This window comes from Sorangium sp. So ce145, from assembly GCF_051525985.1.
In the GTDB taxonomy this organism is placed as follows: Bacteria; Myxococcota_A; Polyangia; order Polyangiales; family Polyangiaceae; genus Sorangium; species Sorangium cellulosum_B.
This window is the reverse complement of record NZ_CP150315.1, coordinates 3,507,707-3,529,185: the sequence shown is the minus strand read 5'-3', so window position 1 is coordinate 3,529,185 and position 21,479 is coordinate 3,507,707. Positions and strand designations below refer to the sequence as shown.

The following is a 21,479-nucleotide window of genomic DNA, read 5'->3' as shown; positions in this document are numbered from 1 at the left end:
TCTCACCGGATGGCCAATCTCGTACATGAGCGCGAGGATCGGGTCGACGAAGCGTCGGACCACTCCTGCGACGACACCGACGTCTACCTCGCCTCCCGTTCGCGGTGCGACAAGGACGCCACGTCATCCCATCCGACCTTCACCTACGCGAACATGCCCCCGCGATCGACGGTTGTCCTGCCGCGCGACCGGATCGCGCAAACGAGGAGCCGATCGCCAAAGCGTCGCACACAGGCGCTGGAGCGTCTGATATTCCAAGCGTGAGGGAGCATACATGACGAGTCACGCTGGATTCACGATCGACTTCAGGACCACGGCGGGGTCGCTGGTCCTTGGTATCGCGCTGCTCGCGGGAGGCTGCGCGGAGGAGGCCGCGACCGGCGAGGCGACGAGGGCGTCGAGCGACCGCCTCGCCGCGGGCACGAGCTGGGGGAAGGTGGATGCGGACAAGCACGGGTCCGGGAGCGCGCGCCGCCGCTGGCGATCACGGGGCGTGGGCGGCGGGGGCGCCCTCTATTCGCCGTCCATCAACCCGCACGACGGCCGCGAAATCTTCATGGCCAGCGACATGAAGGGCGTCTATCGCACGAGGGATTTCGGCAGGAGCTGGACGACCCTGCACTTTCACAAGCTCCAGGGCGGCGTCCTCTCACAATTCCGCTTCACCGCCGATCCTGACGTCCTCTATGGGGTGAGCTACAGGCTGTCCACGAACGGCATCCAGGACGTGGCCACGCTGGCCAAGAGCACCGACGGGGGGGCCACGTGGGACGCCGAGATCACGACGCCCGGGCGGCCTGGAGACGGCCACTACCTGTTCGTCGACCGGCGGGGCACGCGGCGGCTGCTCTTCTCGGACTCCACGGAGCTCTACTTCTCGCGCGACGGCGGCCGCACCTTCCGCTCGGTTCACGCGACGACCTGGCCGGGCGGCCTCCTGGTCGGCGGCGTTTACTGGGATGGGCGCGACATCTATGTCGGTACGAGCGACGGACTGCTCGTCTCGCACGACAACGGAGGCACCTTCGCCGTCGACACGTCGATCCGCGGCATACCGGCGGGCGAGAAGATCGTCTCGTTCGCCGGCTCCGGGCGCGGCAAGAGGACGACCTTCCTCGCGGTCACGTTCTCCGCGATGGACAGCGAAGGCAACGCCCTCGTCACCGCGGACACGACCGGCGGGGAGGTGGACGCGTACGCCGGCCTCTACCGGCTGAAGCTCGGCGGGAAGCGCTGGGAAGCCGCGACGTCCGGGCTCGGACCGAGCGACAAGCTCGCCTTCGTGGCGATGCCCGACGACGACGCCCGCGTCGCGTACGTCGCCGGCGGCGATCGCGACAAGCTCTCCCCCATCGTCCTCCGCACGGTGAACGGCGGAGAGACCTGGCAGCACGTGTTCCGCACCGACCACAACGCCAACATCGACACGGGATGGAGCGGATTCGAAGGAGACATGGACTGGGAGTTCGGCGAGTACGCGCTCGGCCTCTCGGTGTCGCCCACGAACCCCGACCGCGTGGCCCTCACGGATCTCGGCTTCGTCCACGTCAGCGAGGATGGGGGCAGGACCTTTCAGCAGGCCTACGTGAAACCAGCGGATGAGAACCCGAGGGGAGCAGACACGCCCCAATCCGGCGTCTACCGCACGAGCGGCGTCGAGCAGACGTCGGGCTGGTGGCTGACGTTCTACGACGAGGACACGATGTTCGCGTCGCTCACGGACATCCGCAGCGCCTTCAGCGAGGATGGCGGCGCGTCCTGGTCTCGCGACGGCGCGAACGGCCTGTCCCTGAACACCACCTATCACGTGGTCCGGCACCCGTACACGGGGGCGCTCTACGCCGCGACCGGGAGCGTCCATGACATCTACCAGAGCCCCTACCTGCGCGACGCGCGCCTCGACGGCACGCCGAGCCGCCCGGCCAGAGGGGGGATCATGGTGTCCACCGACAAGGGCGCCACATGGTCGCTCTTCGCCGATCTCGGCCGTCCCGTCGTCTGGCTTGCGCTCGATCCGAACGATCCAGACCAGCTCTACGCGAGCGCGGTCAACAGCCTGACGGGGGGGATCTATCGCCTCGATCTGAGCGCGCCGGAGGCGGCGCCCGCCGCGCTCCCCGCCCCGCCGCGCACGCAGGGTCACCCCTACAACGTCCATGTGCTGACGGACGGAAGCATCGTGGCCACCTACTCTGGTCATCAGCCCGGCAACACCCGGACGTTCACCGACCGGTCCGGCGTGTTCCTCCTCCAGCCTGGCGCTTCGGCGTGGGATGACCGCTCCTCGCCCGAGATGCACTACTGGACGAAGGACATCGTCATCGATCCGAACGACACGACCGAGAGCACCTGGTACACAGCGGTCTTCAGCCACGACGAGCGCTTCTACGGGGGGCTGTACCGGACCAGGGATCGCGGCGCGACATGGCAGCGCATCAGCGACCGATACCGCGTCGAGTCGTGCGCCATCGACCCGAGAAACCCGGACCGTATGTACATGACCACGCAGCGGGACGGGCTCTGGCTCACCGAGAACCTCAACGACGAGACACCGACGTTCGCGCTGGACGAGGGCTATCCATTCCACCAGCCGGTGCGGGTGTTCTGGAACCCGTACCGCTCCGAGGAGGCGTGGACGGTCAGCTTCGGCGGGGGCATGCGCTCCACGCTCGACCGCTGATCGCGCTCGAGCACCGAGGGCGCCGCCCGGCTGACGTCATCCCGGCGCTCGACGAGGCGCCCACGAGATCGCTCGCCGGAGGCCCCCCGTTGCTCAACGCTTGGCGTCCCGGCGGAAGAGCCTCCGCATGACGGCGCGGGTCATGGCGAGGAGGTTCTCGCTGGTGAAGCGGAACCAGAATCCGGCGTAGCAGCCGTTCGTGCGGAAGCCGGGGTTGGCCGCAGCGTAGCGCCGCGCAGCCGGGCGCTCGAAGTAGCGCGGAGGATACCGGCTCACCGTCTCCTCGGTCATGAAGATGTTGACGCGGACGAGGCCTGTCTCGTCGTCGACGTGGTAGTTGCTCTCCCTGGCGAGCCTGAAGAACGCCTCCCGCACCGCCTCGTCCTCCGCGGCGCCCCGGCGCTTCGGATCGAAGAGCTCGTAGCGCGCGAGCGCCTCGGTGATGGAGACGAACCCGAAGAGGCTGGCGATCGAGAGCCGGTAGAGGCGGGTCCGCGGCGCGCGGCGCTTCGTCTCGATCAGGAACAGGAGACCGGAGACGAGGTGCAGACCGCGGGTCCGGAAATCCGGCGAGATCCTGAGCTTCCCGCCGACGATGGCCCGGCTGCGGGGCAAGGTGAGCGGCGCGGTCTTCCAGAACTGGAAGCCGACGATCGCCCCGGTGTCGGCGCGGCGGAAGACATGGACGACATCGTTGGTCCTCGCGTGGACGCAGAAGTGCCCGAAGTCCTCGGCCATGAGCGCGTTCGAGAGGGCGTGGAGCTCGCGGAGGCGCGGCTCGGTGAAGTCGCGCCGCTCGACGGTCTCGAGGCGGACGGCCGGGCGCAGCGGGGAAAGTCGTAGAAGGAGGTTCAACATGGAGGGCTCCTATGGCTCCGGGATGACCCCGACTCCGCGGCGGGCGACCGCCGCTCGCGTGGTCGCGATGTCACGCCGCGGCCCTGACCACGATCTCGGGGATTCTCGGGGATACGCGGGTCGCGGAGGAGCAGCCATGCGTCCATCAGGCCCTCGAAGACCAGCGAGGTCATGAACGGCGAGCCCCCGTGAGGGCCGTCCCCGCACTCGCCGGGATCGCGGCGCCCCCCGCGAGGAGAAGGACGGGCAGGCCGCGCAGGAGGAGCGCCAGCGCGAAGGGACCGTGGCGCGTTCGCTTGCGGTCGTGTGGGATCGACATCGGCCGGGCGTCGCGTACGATAGCCGGGATGCCGCGAGAGCGTACGGAATTCGCTCTTCTCTGGTCCTTCGCCAGGCTCGCGGTCGTCGGTCTCGTGGGCTGCGCCCCGACCCGGCCCCCGCGGCGCCGCTCGTGGATTCGCCGGGGATCAGCGCGGCAGCGCGACTTCCGTTCCAGACGCGGCCCGGCGAGTTCTTCTGCCGGCTCCACCACGGTGAGCGCGAGGAGCCGCGGCTCCCGTGCCGGATCACGGATCCAGGCGACGGCGGGCGGCAGCTCGCGAGCCTCGGGGAGCCGCGGCGCATCGAGGGGGCGCTGACCCCGATCGATCGCCGCAGCTTCCGGTTCGAGGGCGCGTTCGCCCCGGAGCCGGGCGCCGCGGCCGAGGCCGTCACGGCCACGTTCGAGGCCGTGGATTACCACCTGTACCGCGGGGCAATACGCGCGGCGGGGAGCGAGACCTGGGTGACGCTCGAGTACCTGCCCACGCCGGCGGACCTCGCGGGCCAACGAGCCGCAGCGAGGCCCGGCAGACGGCCGGGGAGCGCAGGCCAGCGCTAGCGCGCTCGTTCCGACCCGCGCCTCTCCGCGGGCCCCGGCCGACCGGGCACCTCGTCAAGACGGCAAGCGACAACGGGGGCGTGACCGCACTCAGGCTGCCCATATCAAGCCGAATGCAGCCCTTGTGTGCAGGGCGCAATATGTCCATCGCCTGAAGCTCAATCCATCATCTCCCAATTTCATCGAATCCCCGGTTGACACGAACGGGAAACAACGCCCCCAAACGCCATGAGACCTCTGCCATCAACGACTGTCGCCGGCGCACGACCAGCACACGAGCAGCGCACCCGACGAAACGATCATGGACTCTCTTACTTGCCCACGAAGGCAGACAAACCACTTTTGGATTCACAGCAAGACGCGAAGACACCGAAAGGTCTTACCATGGCGACACATCTCACGATGCTTCTCGTGCTCGTTGGAGCAACGGTCCCGCTCGGCGTGGCCGCGCTCGCTTGCAACTCGGCCGATCGGGACGAGGTGGCAGAGCGCGTCGCCTCCGCCGAGGACGAACTGCCCCGCCGCCCGCGATTCGGCAATTTCGACGCCACCACAGAACGAAATACGCGCAACTTGCTCCAGCGCGGACAGGAGATCTTCCGATTCGACACCTTCGGCGACGAGGAGTTCTGGGGCGGCAAGCTCCGGTTGCACGAGAGCATCGCCAACGTGACGCCGTCTCAGGCGCTGGGGCTCGGGCTGAAGGTGGACGCGGACGCGCTCCCGTCGCGGCTCCGAGAGAAGATCGCGCGCGGCCAGGTCAACCTCGACGATCCCGCCGTCACGTTGAGCCTCTTGCAGCTCGATGCGATCCTCGGGGTGACGGGCTTCTTCAACGACAGCGGCAACCTGATCTCGATCGGGCTCCAGTGCGCGTTCTGTCACTCCACGGTCAACGACTCCGTGCGTCCAGGCATCGGCACGCGCCTCGACGGCTGGGCCAACCGCGACCTGGACGTCGGCGCCATCATCGCTACGGCCCCGACGCTCCAGCCGATCGTCGCCCTGCTGCCGGAGGTGCCCGAGGGCATCAACGAGGAAGGCGTGAGGAGAGTTCTGCGCAGCTGGGGGCCGGGCAAGTACGACGCCCAGTTGCTCCTCGACGGGAAGGCGTTCCGGCCTGACGGAAAGACCGCCGCGACCTTGCTCCCCAACGCGTTCGACATGGGCGGAGTCAACGAGCACACCTGGACGGGCAACTGGGGCTCGGTGCCCTATTGGAACGCGTACGTCGCCGTGACCCAGCTCCATGGGAGGGGTAATTTCTTCGATCCCAGGCTCAACGATGAAGACAAGTACCCGAACGCCGCGGCCACCGGGATCTGGAATGTGATCGTGGATCCGAAGGAAGATCTCGTCACGTCGAAGCTCCCGGCGCTGCACTTCTATCAACTCGCGCTCCCGGCGCCGAAGCCGGAGCCCGGGCTCGATTTCGACAGGGAGGCCGCCGAGCGCGGCGCGAAGCTGTTCACCGGCGACGCGAAGTGCACCAACTGCCACAACAAGCCGCTCTGGACCGACGCTGGCTGGAACCTTCACACACCCGAGGAGATGAAAATCGACGCCTTCCAGGCGAACCGCGCGCCCGGCAACTCGTACAAGACGATGAACCTGGCCGCCCTCTTCGTCCGAGAATTAGGGCTGTTCATGAAGCCGAAGAACAAGGGTCGCTTCTACCACGATGGCCGCTTCGAGACGCTGCTGGACGTCGTGCGCAGCTATAACGAGCGCTTCAATCTGAGGCTCGACTCCAGCCAGAAGCGTGATCTCGTGGAGTACCTGAAGTCGCTGTAGTCAGACAGGCCGGGGTGGACCGCCCCCGGCCGAGGACAGGCAGAGTCAAGCGCTATCGCGACGGCTCGCAAGCGCAGGGTAGCGCCAGGTTGACTGCGCCGCTGGCGCTGCCCAGGCTCACCTGTCTCGCGCCCAGCTTGGTCACCGCCGTGAACGCCTCCGCCGGGTCGTCCTCGGCGGTGCGCGCCTCGAACGGCTGCACATCGTCTATCCCCCGTCCACCCCGTACACGGCGTGCAGCGCCCGCGTGGCCTCGTCCGCGGCGACGTTCACCGGGTCGACCAGCGCCGCGTCCGCGCCGAACGTCGTGCGCAGCGGCCGTTGCCCGTGCGGCATCTCCAGAAGCCTCAGCAGCACGTCCGCGAGCTCTTCCGGGGGCGGTCCCTTCATGGTCTTGACCATCTCGAGCGTGGCGCGGGCCACGCCCCCGAGCGCCCCGTACTCGGCGGCGCGCGCCGTGTCGTCGTCCAGCCACATGTTGTCGAAGATCTTCGTCTGGACCATTCCCGGCTCCAGGATCACGACCTCGATCCCGAACGACGCGAGGTCGCGCTTGTAGCCCTCGGCGATCATCTCCATCCCGGCCTTCGCCGCGCAGTAGAGCGTCGTGGTCGGTATGACGACGCGCCCGCCCAAGCTGGACGTGAAGGCGAGCACCCCGGTCCTTCGCCGGCGCATGTGCGGCAGCACGGCGCGACAGACGCGCTGCGTCCCGAGGACGTGGGTATCGAGGAGCCGTCGCAGCAGATCGACGCTGCCGCACTCGGTCAGCCCCATCAGGCAGCCGCCCGCGTTGTTCAGGAGCACATCGATCTTCCCTGTCTTCTCCACCACCGTCGCGACCGCCGCGGCCACGGAGGCGTCGTCCGTCACGTCGAGCGCGACCGCCTCGATGGGGATCCCCGCGGCCGCCAGGCCGGCCACCTCGTCGCGCGCCGCTCGGTTCCTGCCATTGGGATCGCGCATGCCCGCGAACGCCACATACCCGTTCCTCGCGAGCGTCTCCGCCACGCTCCGGCCGATCCCCGTGCTCGCGCCCGTCACCAGCGCCACCCGCTTCGCCGTCATCGGTCTTCCCTCCTCGGGCGCCGAGGCCTCACCCGACGCTCGTTGCCCCATCGACGGTGATACACGACCCGGAGAAAATTGGAATTCTGGACGTAGGTATAAGCTGTCATCCAGCCAGGATTGAAATTCAAACCGGAGGCGTCGGCGGTCGCCACCGACGGGCCCTACGCCACGGCGAAGCCGGCGCTGAGCAGGTCCTGCGGCCGGGACGACGAGCCGATGTGGACACGGAAATCCCCCGGCTCCACCACGCGGCGCCCCTCCGCGTCGACCAGGGACAGCTCCGAGACGGGGACATCGAAGCGCACCTTGCGCGCCTCCCCCGCGGCCAGGCTCACGCGGTGGAAGGCCTTCAGCTCCTTCTGCGCCCACGTGGACGACGTCACCAGATCCTCGATGTACAGCTGGACGATCTCGACGCCCTCGCGCCCGCCAGCGTTGGTGACCGTCACCTCGAACGACGCCGTGCCGCCTCGCTCCACGCTCGGCGTCAGGACCTGCAGATCGCCGTAGGTGAAGCGCGTGTAGCTCAGGCCGAAGCCGAAGGCGAACGCAGGCTCCTGCGTGAGGTCGGCATAGCGATTCCCGTGCTGGCCGCGGGCCTGGTTGTAGAATATCGGCTGCTGGCCCACGTGGTAGGGGAACGAGATCGTCAGCTTGCCAGAGGGGTTGATCTTCCCGAACACCGCCTCGGCCACGGCCCGCCCGCCCATCATCCCCGGATTGAACGCCTCGAGGATCGCCGCCGCGCCGAGCGCCGAGCGCGGCAGGACCAGCGGCTTGCTGTTGACGAGGACAACGACCGTGGGCACACAGGTACTGGCGATCGCGTCCGAGAGGGCCCTCTGTCCGCCCATGAGCTCGAGGGTCGCCGTGCTCTTCGTCTCGCCGATGAGCTCGATCCTGTCCCCCAGGACCAGCACCACCGCGTCTGCGCCCCGGGCCAGCTCGACCGCCGCAGGGATGCCCGACTCGTCCTCGCTGAGAACCGAGCAGCCCGCGGCATAGACCACCTCACACCCCGGGGGCGCGAGCTCCCGTATCCCATCCACGATCGTGACGATGCTCGAGCGGGGGTGCTGCGGCCCGTTGCCGCCGCTCATCTGGCCCGAGCCGAGCGACCAGTCGCCCAGCTGGGCGATCGTGTCGTCTGCATTGGGGCCGATCACCGCGATCCGCCGCAAGGGCGTAGACGCCGCGGCCCCCGCGAGCGGCAGGACGCCGTCGTTCTTGAGCAGCACGAGAGACGCCCGCGCGACCTCCAGGTTCAGGTCCCGGTGGGCCGCACACCCGATGATCTCCTGGATGCGCTGCTCGCTGCTGTACCCCGGGTCCTCGAAGAGCCCCAGGGAGAACTTGAGCGACAGGACGCGCCGCACGACCGCGTCGATCTCGGCCTCGGCGAGGAGCCCGCGGCGCACCGCCTCCTGGGCGCCCTCGTAGAACTGCGGTGTCGCCATCATCAGGTCGTTTCCGCTGCGGACCGCCACGGTGGCCGCCTCGGCCATGTCCTTGCAGACCTTCTGATCGAGCACGAGATTGCCCACGTTGTTCCAGTCGGTCACGAGGATCCCCTCGAACCCCCACTCCTCCTTGAGGACCTCCGTCAGGAGCCAGCGGTTGGCGGTGGCCGGGATCCCGTCCATGGACTGATATCCAGTCATGAAGGCCATGCAGCCGCTCCGCGCGGCCCGCTCGAAGGGCGGCAGGAAATACGAGCGCAGGTAGCGCCGCGAGATGTTCGCCTCCGAGGCGTCGCGGCCGCCGAGCGTCTCCGAGTACCCCGCGTAGTGCTTGGCCGTGGCCAGCACCGCGTCCGGATCGTCCAGGCCCTTGCCCTGATACCCCTTGATCATCGCGCAGGCGAGCTCTCCGATCAGATAGGGATCCTCGCCGAAGGTCTCCCCCACCCTGCCCCAGCGGAGATCGCGTGTGAGGCACAGGACGGGAGAGAACGTCCACTTGAGTCCCGTGGCCCGCATCTCGGCGGCGGTAACCCGCGCGACCTGCTCCAGGAGCCCCGTATCCCAGGTGCAGGCCATGGCGAGCTGCGTGGGGAAGATCGTCGCGCCCGCCCAGAAGGAATGGCCATGAATCCCGTCGTCGGCCATCAGCACCGGAATGCCAAGGCGGGTGTCCAGCGCGCGCCGGATCGCCGTGTCAGCGTCCTTCCCGTTGCAGTGCAGGAGGCTGCCGACCTTCATCCGCCCGATCGCGTCCTCCAGATCTCCCTGGGCGTCGAGCTGCATGAGCTGCCCCACCTTCTCGTCCAGGGTCATCCGACTCAGGAGGTCTTCCACCCGCTTTCCCACGGGCTGCTTGGCGTCTTTGTAGAGAGGAGCGTCGTTCATGGGTTCTCCTGCACGATGGGGAGCGCACGGCGACAAGTCCACCGTCACGCTCGTCGCCCTCGTCGCGCGTGTGGCGGTGGAGGGAATCCCCCCACCGCCACCGAGCGCCGCGCGCGGGCCCCCCGGCGGGCCGTGTGCCGGCCGGGCCGCGCGCCGCCAGAGACCGCGGCCCTCGTCGCCTCAGACGCGGAGCACGGCGCTGCCCCACGTGAGGCCGCCGCCGAGCGCGCACAGCAGCACGTGATTTCCGGGCAGGATCCGGCCATCGCGGAGCGCCTCGTCGAGCGCCATGGCGACCGAGCCCGCGCAGGTCCCGGCCGCGCTGGCGCCGTCGACCGCGCCGAGGACGCGCTCGGGCGAGCACCCGAGGCGCTCGGCGAGGAGGGCGACGAGGTGCGGATCGGCGTGGTGCGGGATCACCCAGTCGACGTCCGCGGGCGCAAGCCCGGCGGCCGCGACCGTCGAGAGGGCGTGGGCCCCGAGGTGCTCCTCCGCGGCCTGCCGCAGCTCGGGCTGCTTCACGCGCAGGTAGTGCCGCCGGTCGGCGAGCCGCTCCACGGTGAGCGGCTCCGCGGATCCTCCGCCGGGCACCTGGAGCACATCGGCCCTCTTCCCGTCGGCGCGCAAGCCGACGCTCAGGATCCCCCGACCGTCGCCGGTCGCCGGCCCGATCACCACCGCGCCGGCGCCGTCGCCGAACAGCTGGGCCGAGGCCCTGTCCCGCGGATCCAGGCGGCGGGAGAGCAGGTCCGCGCCGATGACGAGCACGTGCTTCATGGTCCCCGCCGTCACGAACTGGTTCGCCACCGACAGCCCGTAGAGGAAGCCCGTCAGCGACGCGGAGAGGTCGAACGACGGGATGTGCTCGGCGCCGAGCTTCTGCTGCACGTACACCGCGGTCGCCGGCATCGGCGCGTCGCCGCTCGAGGTGGCGAGGATGATCATCTCGAGGTCGCGCGGCCCGACGCCGGCCGCCTCGAGGGCCGCCTTCGCCGCCCGCGCCGCCAGGTCGCTCGTCCGCTCGCCTGGCGCGACGCGGCGCCGCTCGTCGCTCGCGCCAGGGTCGCCCGCCACGCCGTCCGCCGGCGGCGCGCCCGCCTGCGCCTCGCTCGTCGGGACGGCGAGCGGCAGGGAGCGGCCCGTGCCGAGGATGCGCGCGCGTGGATTTCTGGCATCGAACGTCATCGCGGCCGCAGCCTACATCAAGGGCTGCTCGTTGGAACGGGCGATCGTGCCCTGCCGCTCGGTCCACGGAATGCTTGAGTCGCGGGCGCGCTCCGGTACATAAAGCGCCTCGATGGCTACGAGCTCCGAAGACAGAGACCGCCCCGACACGGACGAAGCGCCTCCCGGCGAAACCGACGCGCAGGACACCCGCAGCGAGGAGGACGGCGAGGGCCGCGCCGACGCCGCCGCGCCGGCCAGAGCCTCGCGTCCCGCAAAGCAGGCTGGCGCAGCGCGGCGCCCGGCCGGCAAGAAGCCCGGCGCGCGGCCTCGCGCCGCCGCCCAACCGCAGGGCGGCTCGCTCGGCAAGAGCATGATCCTGTTCCTCATCATCATCGGCGGCCTCGCCGCGGCCTTCGCCTATTTCGGGCGTGAGCCCGCGGCCGGCACGGCCGGCCCCAAGTGGAAACCCGGGGACAAGTCCCAGGTCGAGGTCACCCTCGTGTCCACCGACATCAAGGATCTCGCCTGCTGGTCGGCCGACGAGATCAGCGGCCGGCACTGCGCGTTCGAGTCGCCCACCAAGGGTTGGTCCAAGGGGGACGCGGACGACAAGAAGCTGCTCCGTCCTTACACGACCACGGACCGCGTCCAGTTCCTCGCCGCCGGCCTCTGGAGCGAGCCCGCGCTCACCTCGGGCAAGCTGCCGTCCGCACGGTTCGCGGTGAAGTGCACCTACACCGTCGAAGGCAGGATGAAGCGGCCCGGCATCCGTTGGTCCAGCGAGGGCGCATGGCTCGACAGGACCGATGATTGGTACACGGGGCTCCTGTCGGACTGCAAGCTCATCACCCCCTGATGTCGCAGGCGTCGCTGCGTTCATCGTCCTGACGCGCGTGAAGCGGCGTACGACGCAGCGCATACAGCCGGCGCTGCGCCGTGTGCCATGCCCCCCTCGTGTGGCCGCGCCCCGCCGTGGTAGTGTGATTTTCGGCTTGGAGGTGCTCATGCCCTGTCATCGGGTGATCGCGTTGCTGTCGTGGGCCGCATTGTTCGCCGTCGCTGGATGTGAAGCTGACCCGGGCACCGTGGATCTTTGGCCGATCTATGTCACCGCATCGAGCTCCTCCAGCGGGGGCGCGGGCGGGGAAGGCGGAGCGACCTCCACCGTCGCGACGACGAGCTCGGGGGGCGAGGGCGGCATGGGCGGCGAGGGCGGCACGATGTGCACGTGCGAGACCGGGCTCTCGTGCTGTGGATCGGAGTGCGTCGACCTGTCCGGCGATCCGCGCAATTGCGGGTCGTGCGACACGACCTGCACCGAGACTCAGGTCTGCATCCAGGGCGAGTGCGCGGATGCGTGCGCCCCCGGCTTCGGCTGCGAAGAAGGCCTCTGCTGCGGCGTGCGATGCTGCGACGCCGGCGAGATCTGCTGCGACTACGGCGACAGCGCCGGCGCGCCCGACCTTCATTGTCAGGCGACGGTGAACGGCACCTGCCCCCTCGCCTGCAGCGGCTGCGAGAACTGACGGACGTCGATAGCGGCGCGCGGCGCGAGCAATGCGCCGCGCGCCGGCGCATTGCTCGCGCCGCGCCTCGTGAGCACGGCAGGCAGCGCGTCGCGCGCAGCGCGCCGCGCACGGCACGTCGGCTCACGCCTTCTCGAAGATCTTGCCCGGGTACTTTCGCTCGAAGTGCCCAACAACACCCCGGCCAATCGCCTCGATCGTGAGCCCTGCGATGCCCATCTTGATGGCCGGCCCGATCAGGGGGACGAAGCCGACCGCCCGGGTGGCCAGGAATTTCAGGCCTTGCCCGAGGATCGCGAAGCTCCCGCCGGCGGCGGTCGTCACCACGGATCCCATGTTCTCGCCGTAGATCTCGCCGACCATCGCCATCATGTGCGTCTCGATCGCGACGAGCCCGGTGGAGGTCGAGATCGGGAGCGGAAGCGCGGCGAACGCCGCCCCGCCGATCGCGTAGCGGTGAACCCAGCGGAGAGCTTCATCCCTGCACGTCGTCATGTCCCGAGGTTGCCGCAAGTCGCGCCGTCCGTCCATCGAGCACCGCGCTGACGGCGCGGGCGCGTCGAAGGCCCGGTCACGCCCGGGCCTTCTGTGCGCTGCCTTCCCGCGCCGCGGGAACCGCGCGTGCATGGCCCTCGCTCGGCTCGACCTCCGCGATCGCGCCGGAGGGCGGCGCCCGAGGCAAAGCGACCCCGCGAGGGGATGTTGGACCGTGGGAACCCGTGGCGATCCGGGCTCCAGGGAGGTTGCCCATGACAGCTCGACGCGCGCTCTTCAGCCTGCCCCTGCTCTGCGCCTGCGCCGCCTTCGCGGCGTGCGGCGCGGAGCCGCGCCCCGCCTCGCCCGGAGCGGAGCCGCCGACTGCGCCTGCGGAGGCGCCCGACGCCGAGCGCGTCCCTCTGTTCGAGGACATCGGCGCTCTCCATCACCCCGTGACGACGTCATCGCAGCTCGCGCAACGCTATTTCGATCAGGGGTTGCGGCTCGTCTACGCGTTCAACCACGACGAGGCGAGGAAGGCATTCCGGGAGGCCGCCCGCCTCGATCCGGGCCTCGCCATGGCCCGCTGGGGCATCGCGCTCACGCTCGGCCCCAACATCAACCAGCCGGCCGACGCGGCGCGGGAGCGGGCCGCCCTCGAGGCCGTGGAGGAGGCGCGCGCGCTCGCCGCGTCCGCCAGCGAGCGCGAGCGCGCGTACATCGACGCGCTGGCGGAGCGCCACGCTTCAACGTCGGGCCGCGCGCCGGGCCGCGACCGCGCGGACCTCGACCGCGCCTACGCGAGCGCGATGCGCGAGCTCGCCCGTCGCTTCCCCGACGACCTCGACGCGGGTGTCCTCTTCGCCGAGGCGCTCATGGATCTGCGCCCGTGGGATCTCTGGACGCAGGACGGCCGGCCGCAGCCCGGGACCGAGGAGATCGTCTCCACGCTGGAGGGCGTCCTCCGGCGAGACCCCGAGCACCTCGGCGCGAATCACTACTATATCCACGCGGTCGAGGCGTCGCGCGCGCCGGAGCGGGCGTTGCCGAGCGCCGAGCGGCTCGGCGGTCTGGCCCCAGGCGCTGGGCACCTCGTGCACATGCCCTCGCACATCTTCGTGCGCGTCGGTCGCTACGCCGACGCCTCTGACGCGAACGAGCAGGCGGTGCTGGCCGATCGCCGGTACATCCGCGAGCGGCGCCCGGAGGGCATCTATCCGATGATGTACTTCCCGCACAACCTCCATTTCCTCTCGGTCTCGGCGAGCATGGAGGGGCGCAGCGCCGTCGCCGTGCGCGCCGCGCGAGAGCTGGCCGCGGCGGTGCCCGACCACAACGTCCGACACATGCCGATGCTCGAGATGTTCCGCCCTGCGCTGCTGTTCGCGCTGGTCCGGTTCGGACGGTGGGACGACGTCCTCGCGGAGCCGGCGCCGCCGTCCGAGCTGCGGTACACGGCGGGGATATGGCGCTATGCGCGCGGCCGCGCGCTCGCCGCGACGGGGCGCCATGACGATGCCGCGCGCGAGGCGGCGGTGCTCCGGGCGATGGCGTCCGAGAGCCGGGAGGACGCGACGATCGGCAGGAACCGCGCGAAGGATCTGCTCGAGATCGCCTCGCTCGTGCTCGAGGGCCAGATCGCGTCCGAGCGCGGCGACACCGGCGCCGCTGCTCGCATGCTCGAGGACGCCGCGCGCATCGAGGACGGGCTGCGCTATTTCGAGCCGCCGGACTGGCCCGAGCCGGTCCGCCACACGCTCGGCGCGGTGCTCCTCACGGCGGGCCGCGCGCGCGACGCGGAGGCGACTTACCGGGAGGACCTGCTCCAGCACCCGCAGAATGGCTGGTCGCTGTCCGGGCTCGAGCGCAGCCTCCGCACACAGGGCAAGGAAGAGGAAGCGGACGCCGCACACGCGCGCTTCAAGCGCGCCTGGGCGCGAGCCGACGTGCGGCTGTCCGGGTCACGCCCGTGAATGTCCGGTCTCGAGCGGCTGGAGACGGCGAGAGAGGCGCGCATTGCCGGCGTGCGCACCGGAGCATCTGCTAGGTTGGTGGGGTGTTGCGCACGAAGCTTGGACACTCGGCGCTCTGGTGTCTTTTTTCTCTCGCTTCCGGCCTGTGCGCGGTCTCGCTCTTCGGCTGCGAGAGCACCAACCTGCCGCCGTATACCCACCTCCCGGGGGAAGGCGGCGGCGGCTCGGGGTGTGCGCCGGGGCAGATCAGCGGCGCCAGCGGATGTGCGCAGGTGGGCATTCAGGGCTGCGCCGACGCCTTCGTCGACGAGGACGGCTTCTGTCGTCCCGCGCTCGCGAAGTGCGCGCCCGGGACGATCCCGAAGCACGACGAGGGCTGCATGGACGTCGGGATCCCCGGCTGTGCGGCGGAGTTCGTGGAGGGCGGCGCCTGCCATCCCACCATGGCCAGGTGCCCGGAGGGGACATTCGCGGTCCCGCAGAAGGGCTGTGTTTCCATCGACGGCCCGGACGGCTGCGGCTCGGCGCCGTGGGGCGAGATCGTCGAGTCGCCCGGCGATCTCCACGTCGATCCTGGCTACGAGGGCGGAGACGGCGACGGGTCGCGGGAGAGGCCGTTCACGACGCTGGCGGAGGCGCTGGCGGGCGTTCAGGAGGACGGGCGCGTCGTCTTGGCCGAGGGCGAGTACGACGAGCCGATCGAGATCGCGAAGCCCATCGAGATCGTCGGGCGGTGCGCCTCGCGGGTGGTGCTCCGGGGCGAGACGAGCGATCCCGACGGCAACGTCAGCGCGATCTGGATCCACGACGTCGACCACGCCGGCGTGCGCGGCGTGAGCCTGCTCAGCCCGTCGATCGGGGTGTTGATCCAGTCGGCGGCGGTCTCGGTGCGCGACATCCGGGTGACGGGCGAGAGCGGCAAGGGGCTCGTGGTCGCGCTCCCTGGCGCGAGCCTCGATCTGTCGCGCAGCCTCGTCGAGTCGTCGTGGGCGGACGATGGAACGGGCGAGGGCTGGATCAGCGTGCTCGTCGTCTCCGGGGCCGAGGCGCGGCTCACCGAGAACGCGCTGGTCGGCGGCACCATCAACCTGCGGATCAGCTCCGAGGCGGCGGAGGTGGTCGCGGAGGGCAACCTGCTGGAGGCCGCGGCACTGCCGTCGGCGACGAGAGACGGCGTCGGCGTGCACCTCGAGGACGGCACGCTCCGGCTCGACGCGAACGCGCTCGTCCACCATCACCTGGGCGCGCTGGTGACGGGCGCCGGCGCGGAGCTCGTGGCGGCGCGCAACCTCATCGCCGCCCCCGCGGACCCGGCGCCCGAGGCCGGCGGCCTGGCCGTGGAGCAGGGCGCGCGCGCGTCGCTCGCCTCCAGCGTCCTGTCAGGGGCGTGCGACGCGCTGCTCGCTGTCGCGGGCGCCGGCACGGAGGTCGAGGCCTCTGGCAACCTCTTCGATGGCGCGGCCGCCTCGGAGAGCGGTCACCTCGGAGTCGCCGTCGAGCAGCGCGGCGGAGCGCTCTCGCTGTCGTCGAGCCTCGTGCGCCAGGCCGGCGACGCCGGGCTGTTCGTCTCGGGCGGGACGCTCTCGGCGAGCGGCGTGGTCATCGAGGGCACGCGCGCGAGCCCGCTGCACCGGGATCGCGCCGCCGGCGTGCTCGTGCAGGGTGGCCGCGCCGCGCTCGCGTCGACGTATGTCCTGGAGCCCCACGTCGCGGGCGTGTCCGCGTCCCGGGGCGCGATCCTCGAGATCGCGGACAGCCTCATCGAGCGCTCGCTGCCGGAGGAGCGCGACGGCACGGGCGGCGTCGGCCTGCTGAGCGCCGGGGCGGCGCAGGTCCTCATCCAGAGGTCGGCCGTGCTGGAGAGCCGCGTGGCGGGCCTGCTGCTGGCCTCGCCGAGCACGGTGGAGGAAACGGTCATCCTCGGGGTCGAGGGCGGCACGTTCTCGGCTCTGAGCTCCGGCGGGCAGACGGAATCGGTGCCGGACCTGGGCGACGGCCTCGTGGTCCTGGGCTCGACGGCGCAGGTGAGCTCGGTGCAGGTGCAGCGCTGCGCGCGCGCCGGTTTGCTGTTCAGCGACAGCCACGGCGCGCTCGCGAGCTCGGAGTCCACCGGCAACCGGTTTGGCCTCGTCGTGCAGGGCGCGCAGGCGCCGTCGGTGTCGGAGGACAACAGCTTCGAGGGCAACCACGAGAGCGATCAGCTCGCCGAAGGCGCGCTCCCCGTCCCGAGCAGCGCCACGCCGGCCCCGTGACGATCGCTCGCCGAAGGGCGCGGCACCGCCCGCTCGCGGCCCGCGATCTCTCGTGGATCGCCTCCACGCACCGAGCGCACGACGCGCCGGTGCGCTCAGGCGCGCCGCCTCGCATCTTCCGCGCTCAGGCGCTCGTCGACGGACCTTCACCGCTACGCCTCTACCGTGTGCGTTTCGGACGCCTCCTGTCCGAGCGGGCGCGCCTTCGGAGCGGCGCGTCGGCGTTCGCGCTGGCGCAGAATCTCTCACACGCACTGCAGCGCGCGTTCCCCTCATCGCGCTCTTTTCGCCCAAGACACGGCTCGTATAGAGTCCTCGTTCGATCATGAAATTCACGTGCTTACTCAGGGGTACGATCACCGTCGTTGCTCTCTCGACGTTCGCGGCCCAGCTGGGCTGCGGCGGCGCCGCGCCCACGTCCGTGGCGCCGGTGATGGTCGACGCCGAGCCTGTCGAGACGTCGAGCTCGAAGATGAGCTCGCGTTCCGAGATCGGCGGCATGAACGAGGAGAAGGTGCAAGCGGCGTTCGAGCGCGCGTCGTCTCGGCTCTCGCGCTGCTACCAGAAAGGCGTCCAGCGGATCCCCTATCTCGGGGGCGAGATCCGCTTCAAGGTCCGGGTGACCGAGGAGGGCACGGCGCGCTGGGCGTTCGTGAAGGACTCCAACCTGGGCGATCGCGAGACCGAGGCGTGCATGCTGAGCGTCCTGAAGGCGACGAGGTGGCCGAAGCCGGTCGGCGGAGAGGGCCTGGCGGAGAACAGCTTCACCTTCGAGCCGAGCAGCGACGAGCGCCTGCCCGTGCCCTGGACGCCAGAACAGCTCGGGACGCCGTACAAGAAGGCGAGGCCGGCGCTCGCGTCGTGCCGGAGCCAGGCGGGCGCCAGCCAGATCAAGGCCACGCTCTACATCGACACCGACGGCAAGCCGCTCAGCGTGGGCGTGTCCAGCAACGACGAACGGGGCGAGGAGGCGGCCGAGTGTGTCGCCGGCGCGCTGCGCGAGATCACCTTCCCCTCTCCTGGCAGCTATGCATCGAAGGTGAGCGTCGACATCGATTGACGTGACGCCGCGCACCGCCCGCAGCGATCGCCCGCACGCCGGGCTGGCCGCAGGCGGAGGTGGCCGACAGGCGTGCCGCTGCGCGCTGCGTCCCGCCCTGTCCGACGCGGCGAGGGTCGCAGGGCTCGTCCATTGGCCGCGAAATCTACCGCCCTTGCTGGCAGCGCGCGCCGCGGGACTGCGCTACGCTCTCGTGGTGGGCAAGGTCCTCCGGCAGATCCTGGTGCTCTTGTGGAAGGTGGCTCGCCTCGTCCTGTGGAAGTGGCTGAAGCCGCGCCTCATGAGGTTCGCGATGATCACGGCGGCGCTCGTCGGGGTCATCCTGCTCGTGGTGGCCGTGCTCGGCAGGCTTTAGCGCCGAGCGCGGCTCCCCGGCTGGCAGCCGCCGGCGGCGCGGCTGTCGTTCGCTTGTCCCCGGTCGCATCCGGCAACTAGTCTCTCCCGCTTGCATGGCTAGCTCACCGCCTTCCTTCCTCCTCGCGGCCCTGACGTGCGCGATCGCGTCGGGGGGCGCCGCAGCTTGTTCCGAAGAGAGCCCCGCCGATGCGGCGCCTGCGTCGCTCGAGGCGGACGCCCTGCGGACGCCCCCCGAGGCGGACGCGCCGCGCGCGTCCTCGGGAGCGGCCGCGCCGCCCGCCGCGGTCGTCGAGGCGGCGCACGTCACGAAGGCGCCGGCCCCGGCCCAGGCGGAGGCCGACGCGCCGCCCGCGGCGGCAACGACGCCGCCCGCCAGCGCGGCGGCGGAGGGCGCGCGCATCTACTCCAAGGCGCGGTTTGCGTGGATCAACCCTGGCCCTTACCCGACGCGGGGCTGGAGCGGCTACCTGGGGCTCGGCGGCTCCGTCGCGCTGCGCGGCGGCAGCGTCGAGGCCGCGCGGACGCCGGGCGAGGGGTGCGACGCGTGGTACGCCATCGAGCCGCGGGGCTACGTATGCGCTGGCGCCAGCGCCGCGATCGACCCGAACGACCCGGTCGTGGCCGCGCTGCGGCCGCACGCGCCCAAGGTCGACTCCCCGTGGCCCTACGACTACGCGGAGTCGACCGGCGCGCCGCGCTACCCGCAGCTCCCGAGCGCGAAGGAGCAGCGGCGCTCCGAGTGGGACCTCGAGGAGCACCTCGCGAACATCGCGAAGGTGCGCGCCGCCGAGGGCGCTGGCGAGGAAGCCATCCGCGAGATCGACGAGGCCCTCGTGGGGGTCGACCTGAAGCCCGCGGGCGTCGCCGCCCCGGCGCTGTTTCCTTTCGGCGGCCTCGTGCGCGAGGGGCGCGACCGGATCGTGAACGGCTCGACGGTGGCGTTCACCCGCGCGTTCGACGCGCAGGATCGAACCTGGGTGGTGACCTCGGACCAGGCGTACATGCCGAAGGATCGCCTGAAGCCCTACCCGCGCTCGAGCTTCCAGGGCGTCTGGCTGAAGGACGGGCGTTCGCTCCCGCTCGCGTTCTTCCGCAAGACCGATCGGCCGAAGTACCAGCGGGGCGCCGGCGGCCGCTTCGAGCCGACCGGCGCGTCGTTCGCGCGGCTCGCCTCGGTCGGGCTCACCGGTCGCGCCGAGGTCGAGGACGGCGAGCGGCTCCTCGAGACGCAGGAGCCGGGGGTCTACGTGCGCGCGGACGACGCCGTCGTGATCGAGGCGGCGAAGCGCTCGCCGCTCGAGGGCGACGGCGATCCGTCGTCGCCGCGCAAGTGGATCGAGGTGAGCGTGCTCGGCGGCTGGTTCGTCGCCTACGAAGAGCTCACCCCGGTCTTCGCGACGCTCATCTCACCGGGGCGCGGCGGCGTCCCGAGGCAGGGCATCCCCGCCATCGAGACCGCGGCGACGCCGACCGGGCGCTTCCGCATCGACGGGAAGTTCGTGACGGCGACGATGGTCTCGAGCACGAACGACAAGATCGTCCACTCCGAGGTGCAGTTCGTGCAGAACTTCAGCGGACCTCACGCGCTGCACGGCGCGTACTGGCACGACGCCTGGGGCGAGCCGAAGAGCGGCGGCTGCGTCAACCTCTCCCCCATCGACGCGAAGCAGATGTTCGCCTGGACCGACCCGCCGGTGCCGGAGGGGTGGCACGGCCTGCGGGCCTCCCGCGACGCCGGCCGCTCCACGGTGGTCCTCATTCACCGCTGATCGCGCGCGCGATCCGGCCCACGAGCCGCAGCGCGGCTTCCGCGAACACGTCCGGATCGAGCAGCAGGCCGACCACGAGGAAGCCGTCGCGCGGCATGTCGAAGAAGTAGCCGGGGTGGACGATGATCCCCTCGTCGCGCACGAGGAGCTCGACCCAGCCGTCCTCGTCGTGCACGCGCGGGACCTCCAGCGTCGCGTACCAGCCGCCGTCGATCGGGAGCCGCCGGACCGCGCCCCCCGCGCGCGCGGCGATCGCCGCGTCGAGCGCGGCCAGGTTGGCCTGCACGCGCGACAGGATCGCGCGCTGGACGGGCGCCCGCGAGGCGAGGATCTCCGGCAGCGCGAGCTGCACCGGGGTGCCGACCGAGAGGTAGGTGTCCGCGATGACCTCGAGCCGCTCCAGCGCCGCCGCGGCGAGCTCGGGCGGCCCCGAGACCGCGATCCAGCCGAGCTTGAGCTGCGGCAGCGCCATCACCTTGGAGAGCCCGCTCAGCACGAACGTCAGCGCCTGCCGCGCGCCGGCGAAGCTCGGCAAGCGGTCCGGGGCGAGGTCTCCGTGGGCGTAATCCCCGAAGACCTCGTCGACGATCAGCGCGAGCCCGCGCTCCCTGGCGCACGCCTCGAGCGCGGCGGCGTCGTCGCGGCGCACGAAGGAGCCGGTCGGGTTGTTCGGATGGACGAGCACCACCGCGCGCGTCCGCTCGCCGGCCGCGCGCTCGAGCGCGCCGAGGTCGATGCGCCACCCTTCCTCCCTGAGGAGCGGGTAGGGCGTGAGCGCGACGTCCTCGAGGCAGGCCAGGTACTCGAGCAGCGGGTACGACGGCACGGGGACGAGCACGTCGTCGCCGCGCTCGGCGAGCAGCTTGAGCAGCCAGCCGTACGCTTCGCTGGTGCTGGCCGTCAGCACGACGCTCGACGGATCCACGTCGAGCCCGCGCTCCTGGTAGTAGCGCGACACCGCGGCGCGCGCCGCCGGATCGCCGAGCGGCAGCGGCGCGTACCGCTCGCCGCGCGGCTCGCCGAGCGGCGCGATGAGGTGAGCCGCCTCGACGATCCCGCAGCGCGTCGGGTTCGACTCCGTGAAGTCGACGAGCGCGCGCCCCGCCCCGCGCGCCTCGGCGAGCACGGACGCGAGGCTGTTGCCCGAGAGATCCCAGCCTGTGCGCGCCGCGAACCGCAGCGGTCTCGGTGCGCGCGCGTGTCCCGCGTCCGCCTCTGCCGCGGGAGGTCGATCCAGGATCACCCGTTTCTCCATGCGTCCGTGCTC

General features: G+C 70.9%; 17 protein-coding genes. 11 read left to right on the top strand and 6 right to left on the bottom strand.

Annotated features, from left to right (window positions below; genetic code table 11):
* Positions 1 to 9: 9 nt before the first annotated feature.
* Together WMF34_RS13570 and WMF34_RS13565 are read left to right on the top strand one after the other, a co-directional pair.
* A complete protein-coding gene (locus WMF34_RS13570; RefSeq protein ID WP_437993526.1) occupies positions 10 to 264 on the top strand; it encodes a hypothetical protein in 255 nt (84 codons plus the stop codon).
* 10 nt (positions 265 to 274) lie between these two features.
* Positions 275 to 2,680 (top strand): hypothetical protein, encoded by a 2,406-nt coding sequence (locus WMF34_RS13565; RefSeq protein WP_437993525.1) that lies wholly within the window; start codon positions 275 to 277, stop codon positions 2,678 to 2,680.
* A gap of 93 nt (positions 2,681 to 2,773) precedes the next feature.
* Here WMF34_RS13565 and WMF34_RS13560 read toward each other — a convergent pair whose 3' ends face one another.
* Positions 2,774 to 3,538 (bottom strand): hypothetical protein, encoded by a 765-nt coding sequence (locus WMF34_RS13560; RefSeq protein ID WP_012235237.1) that lies wholly within the window; start codon positions 3,536 to 3,538, stop codon positions 2,774 to 2,776.
* 451 nt (positions 3,539 to 3,989) lie between these two features.
* On the opposite strand from WMF34_RS13560, the gene WMF34_RS13555 reads away from it, so the two are divergent.
* Positions 3,990 to 4,418 (top strand): hypothetical protein, encoded by a 429-nt coding sequence (locus WMF34_RS13555; RefSeq protein WP_044964790.1) that lies wholly within the window; start codon positions 3,990 to 3,992, stop codon positions 4,416 to 4,418.
* Positions 4,419 to 4,802: 384 nt separating this feature from the next.
* Complete coding sequence (locus WMF34_RS13550) at positions 4,803 to 6,212, top strand: hypothetical protein (protein WP_012235235.1); 1,410 nt, start codon at positions 4,803 to 4,805, stop codon at positions 6,210 to 6,212.
* Between the two features lie 207 nt (positions 6,213 to 6,419).
* On the opposite strand, the gene WMF34_RS13545 is transcribed toward WMF34_RS13550, so the two are convergent.
* The 3 genes from WMF34_RS13545 to WMF34_RS13535 form a co-directional block, all read right to left on the bottom strand.
* The gene (locus WMF34_RS13545) at positions 6,420 to 7,280 is read right to left on the bottom strand and encodes an SDR family NAD(P)-dependent oxidoreductase (RefSeq protein WP_012235234.1); all 861 of its coding nucleotides are present in this window, start codon (positions 7,278 to 7,280) and stop codon (positions 6,420 to 6,422) included.
* Positions 7,281 to 7,444: 164 nt separating this feature from the next.
* Positions 7,445 to 9,631 carry a glycoside hydrolase family 3 N-terminal domain-containing protein gene (locus WMF34_RS13540; protein ID WP_437993524.1) on the bottom strand — a complete coding sequence of 729 codons (2,187 nt, stop codon included), beginning with the start codon at positions 9,629 to 9,631 and terminating at the stop codon, positions 7,445 to 7,447.
* Positions 9,632 to 9,811: 180 nt separating this feature from the next.
* Positions 9,812 to 10,816, bottom strand: a complete 1,005-nt coding sequence (locus WMF34_RS13535) for a 3-oxoacyl-ACP synthase III family protein (protein ID WP_437993523.1) — start codon at positions 10,814 to 10,816, stop codon at positions 9,812 to 9,814.
* A 112-nt stretch (positions 10,817 to 10,928) separates the two neighbouring features.
* Between WMF34_RS13535 and WMF34_RS13530 the strand changes: the two genes are divergently transcribed.
* Positions 10,929 to 11,654 carry a hypothetical protein gene (locus WMF34_RS13530; protein WP_437299636.1) on the top strand — a complete coding sequence of 242 codons (726 nt, stop codon included), beginning with the start codon at positions 10,929 to 10,931 and terminating at the stop codon, positions 11,652 to 11,654.
* A 148-nt stretch (positions 11,655 to 11,802) separates the two neighbouring features.
* On the top strand, positions 11,803 to 12,324 hold the full coding sequence (locus WMF34_RS13525; RefSeq protein ID WP_437993522.1) for a hypothetical protein: 522 nt from the start codon (positions 11,803 to 11,805) through the stop codon (positions 12,322 to 12,324).
* Positions 12,325 to 12,447: 123 nt separating this feature from the next.
* Here WMF34_RS13525 and WMF34_RS13520 read toward each other — a convergent pair whose 3' ends face one another.
* Positions 12,448 to 12,819, bottom strand: coding sequence for a hypothetical protein (locus WMF34_RS13520; protein WP_157906655.1), 372 nt, complete (start codon positions 12,817 to 12,819; stop codon positions 12,448 to 12,450).
* A 254-nt stretch (positions 12,820 to 13,073) separates the two neighbouring features.
* On the opposite strand from WMF34_RS13520, the gene WMF34_RS13515 reads away from it, so the two are divergent.
* The 5 genes from WMF34_RS13515 to WMF34_RS13495 all read left to right on the top strand — a co-directional run bounded on the left by WMF34_RS13515 (position 13,074) and on the right by WMF34_RS13495 (position 20,212).
* Positions 13,074 to 14,774, top strand: coding sequence for a hypothetical protein (locus WMF34_RS13515; RefSeq protein WP_437993521.1), 1,701 nt, complete (start codon positions 13,074 to 13,076; stop codon positions 14,772 to 14,774).
* A gap of 83 nt (positions 14,775 to 14,857) precedes the next feature.
* Positions 14,858 to 17,026, top strand: a complete 2,169-nt coding sequence (locus WMF34_RS13510; RefSeq protein ID WP_012235227.1) for a DUF1565 domain-containing protein — start codon at positions 14,858 to 14,860, stop codon at positions 17,024 to 17,026.
* A gap of 325 nt (positions 17,027 to 17,351) precedes the next feature.
* The gene (locus WMF34_RS13505) at positions 17,352 to 18,086 is read left to right on the top strand and encodes an AgmX/PglI C-terminal domain-containing protein (RefSeq protein WP_012235226.1); all 735 of its coding nucleotides are present in this window, start codon (positions 17,352 to 17,354) and stop codon (positions 18,084 to 18,086) included.
* A 196-nt stretch (positions 18,087 to 18,282) separates the two neighbouring features.
* Entirely contained in the window at positions 18,283 to 18,441 is a 159-nt protein-coding gene (locus WMF34_RS13500) for a hypothetical protein (protein WP_157906653.1), read from the top strand.
* Positions 18,442 to 18,535: 94 nt separating this feature from the next.
* Complete coding sequence (locus WMF34_RS13495; RefSeq protein ID WP_012235224.1) at positions 18,536 to 20,212, top strand: L,D-transpeptidase; 1,677 nt, start codon at positions 18,536 to 18,538, stop codon at positions 20,210 to 20,212.
* Here WMF34_RS13495 and WMF34_RS13490 read toward each other — a convergent pair.
* Positions 20,199 to 21,467: a pyridoxal phosphate-dependent aminotransferase gene (locus tag WMF34_RS13490; RefSeq protein ID WP_012235223.1), complete on the bottom strand. Its 1,269-nt coding sequence runs from the start codon at positions 21,465 to 21,467 to the stop codon at positions 20,199 to 20,201. The two genes, WMF34_RS13495 and WMF34_RS13490, sit on opposite strands and share 14 nt — an antisense overlap.
* Positions 21,468 to 21,479 lie beyond the last annotated feature (12 nt).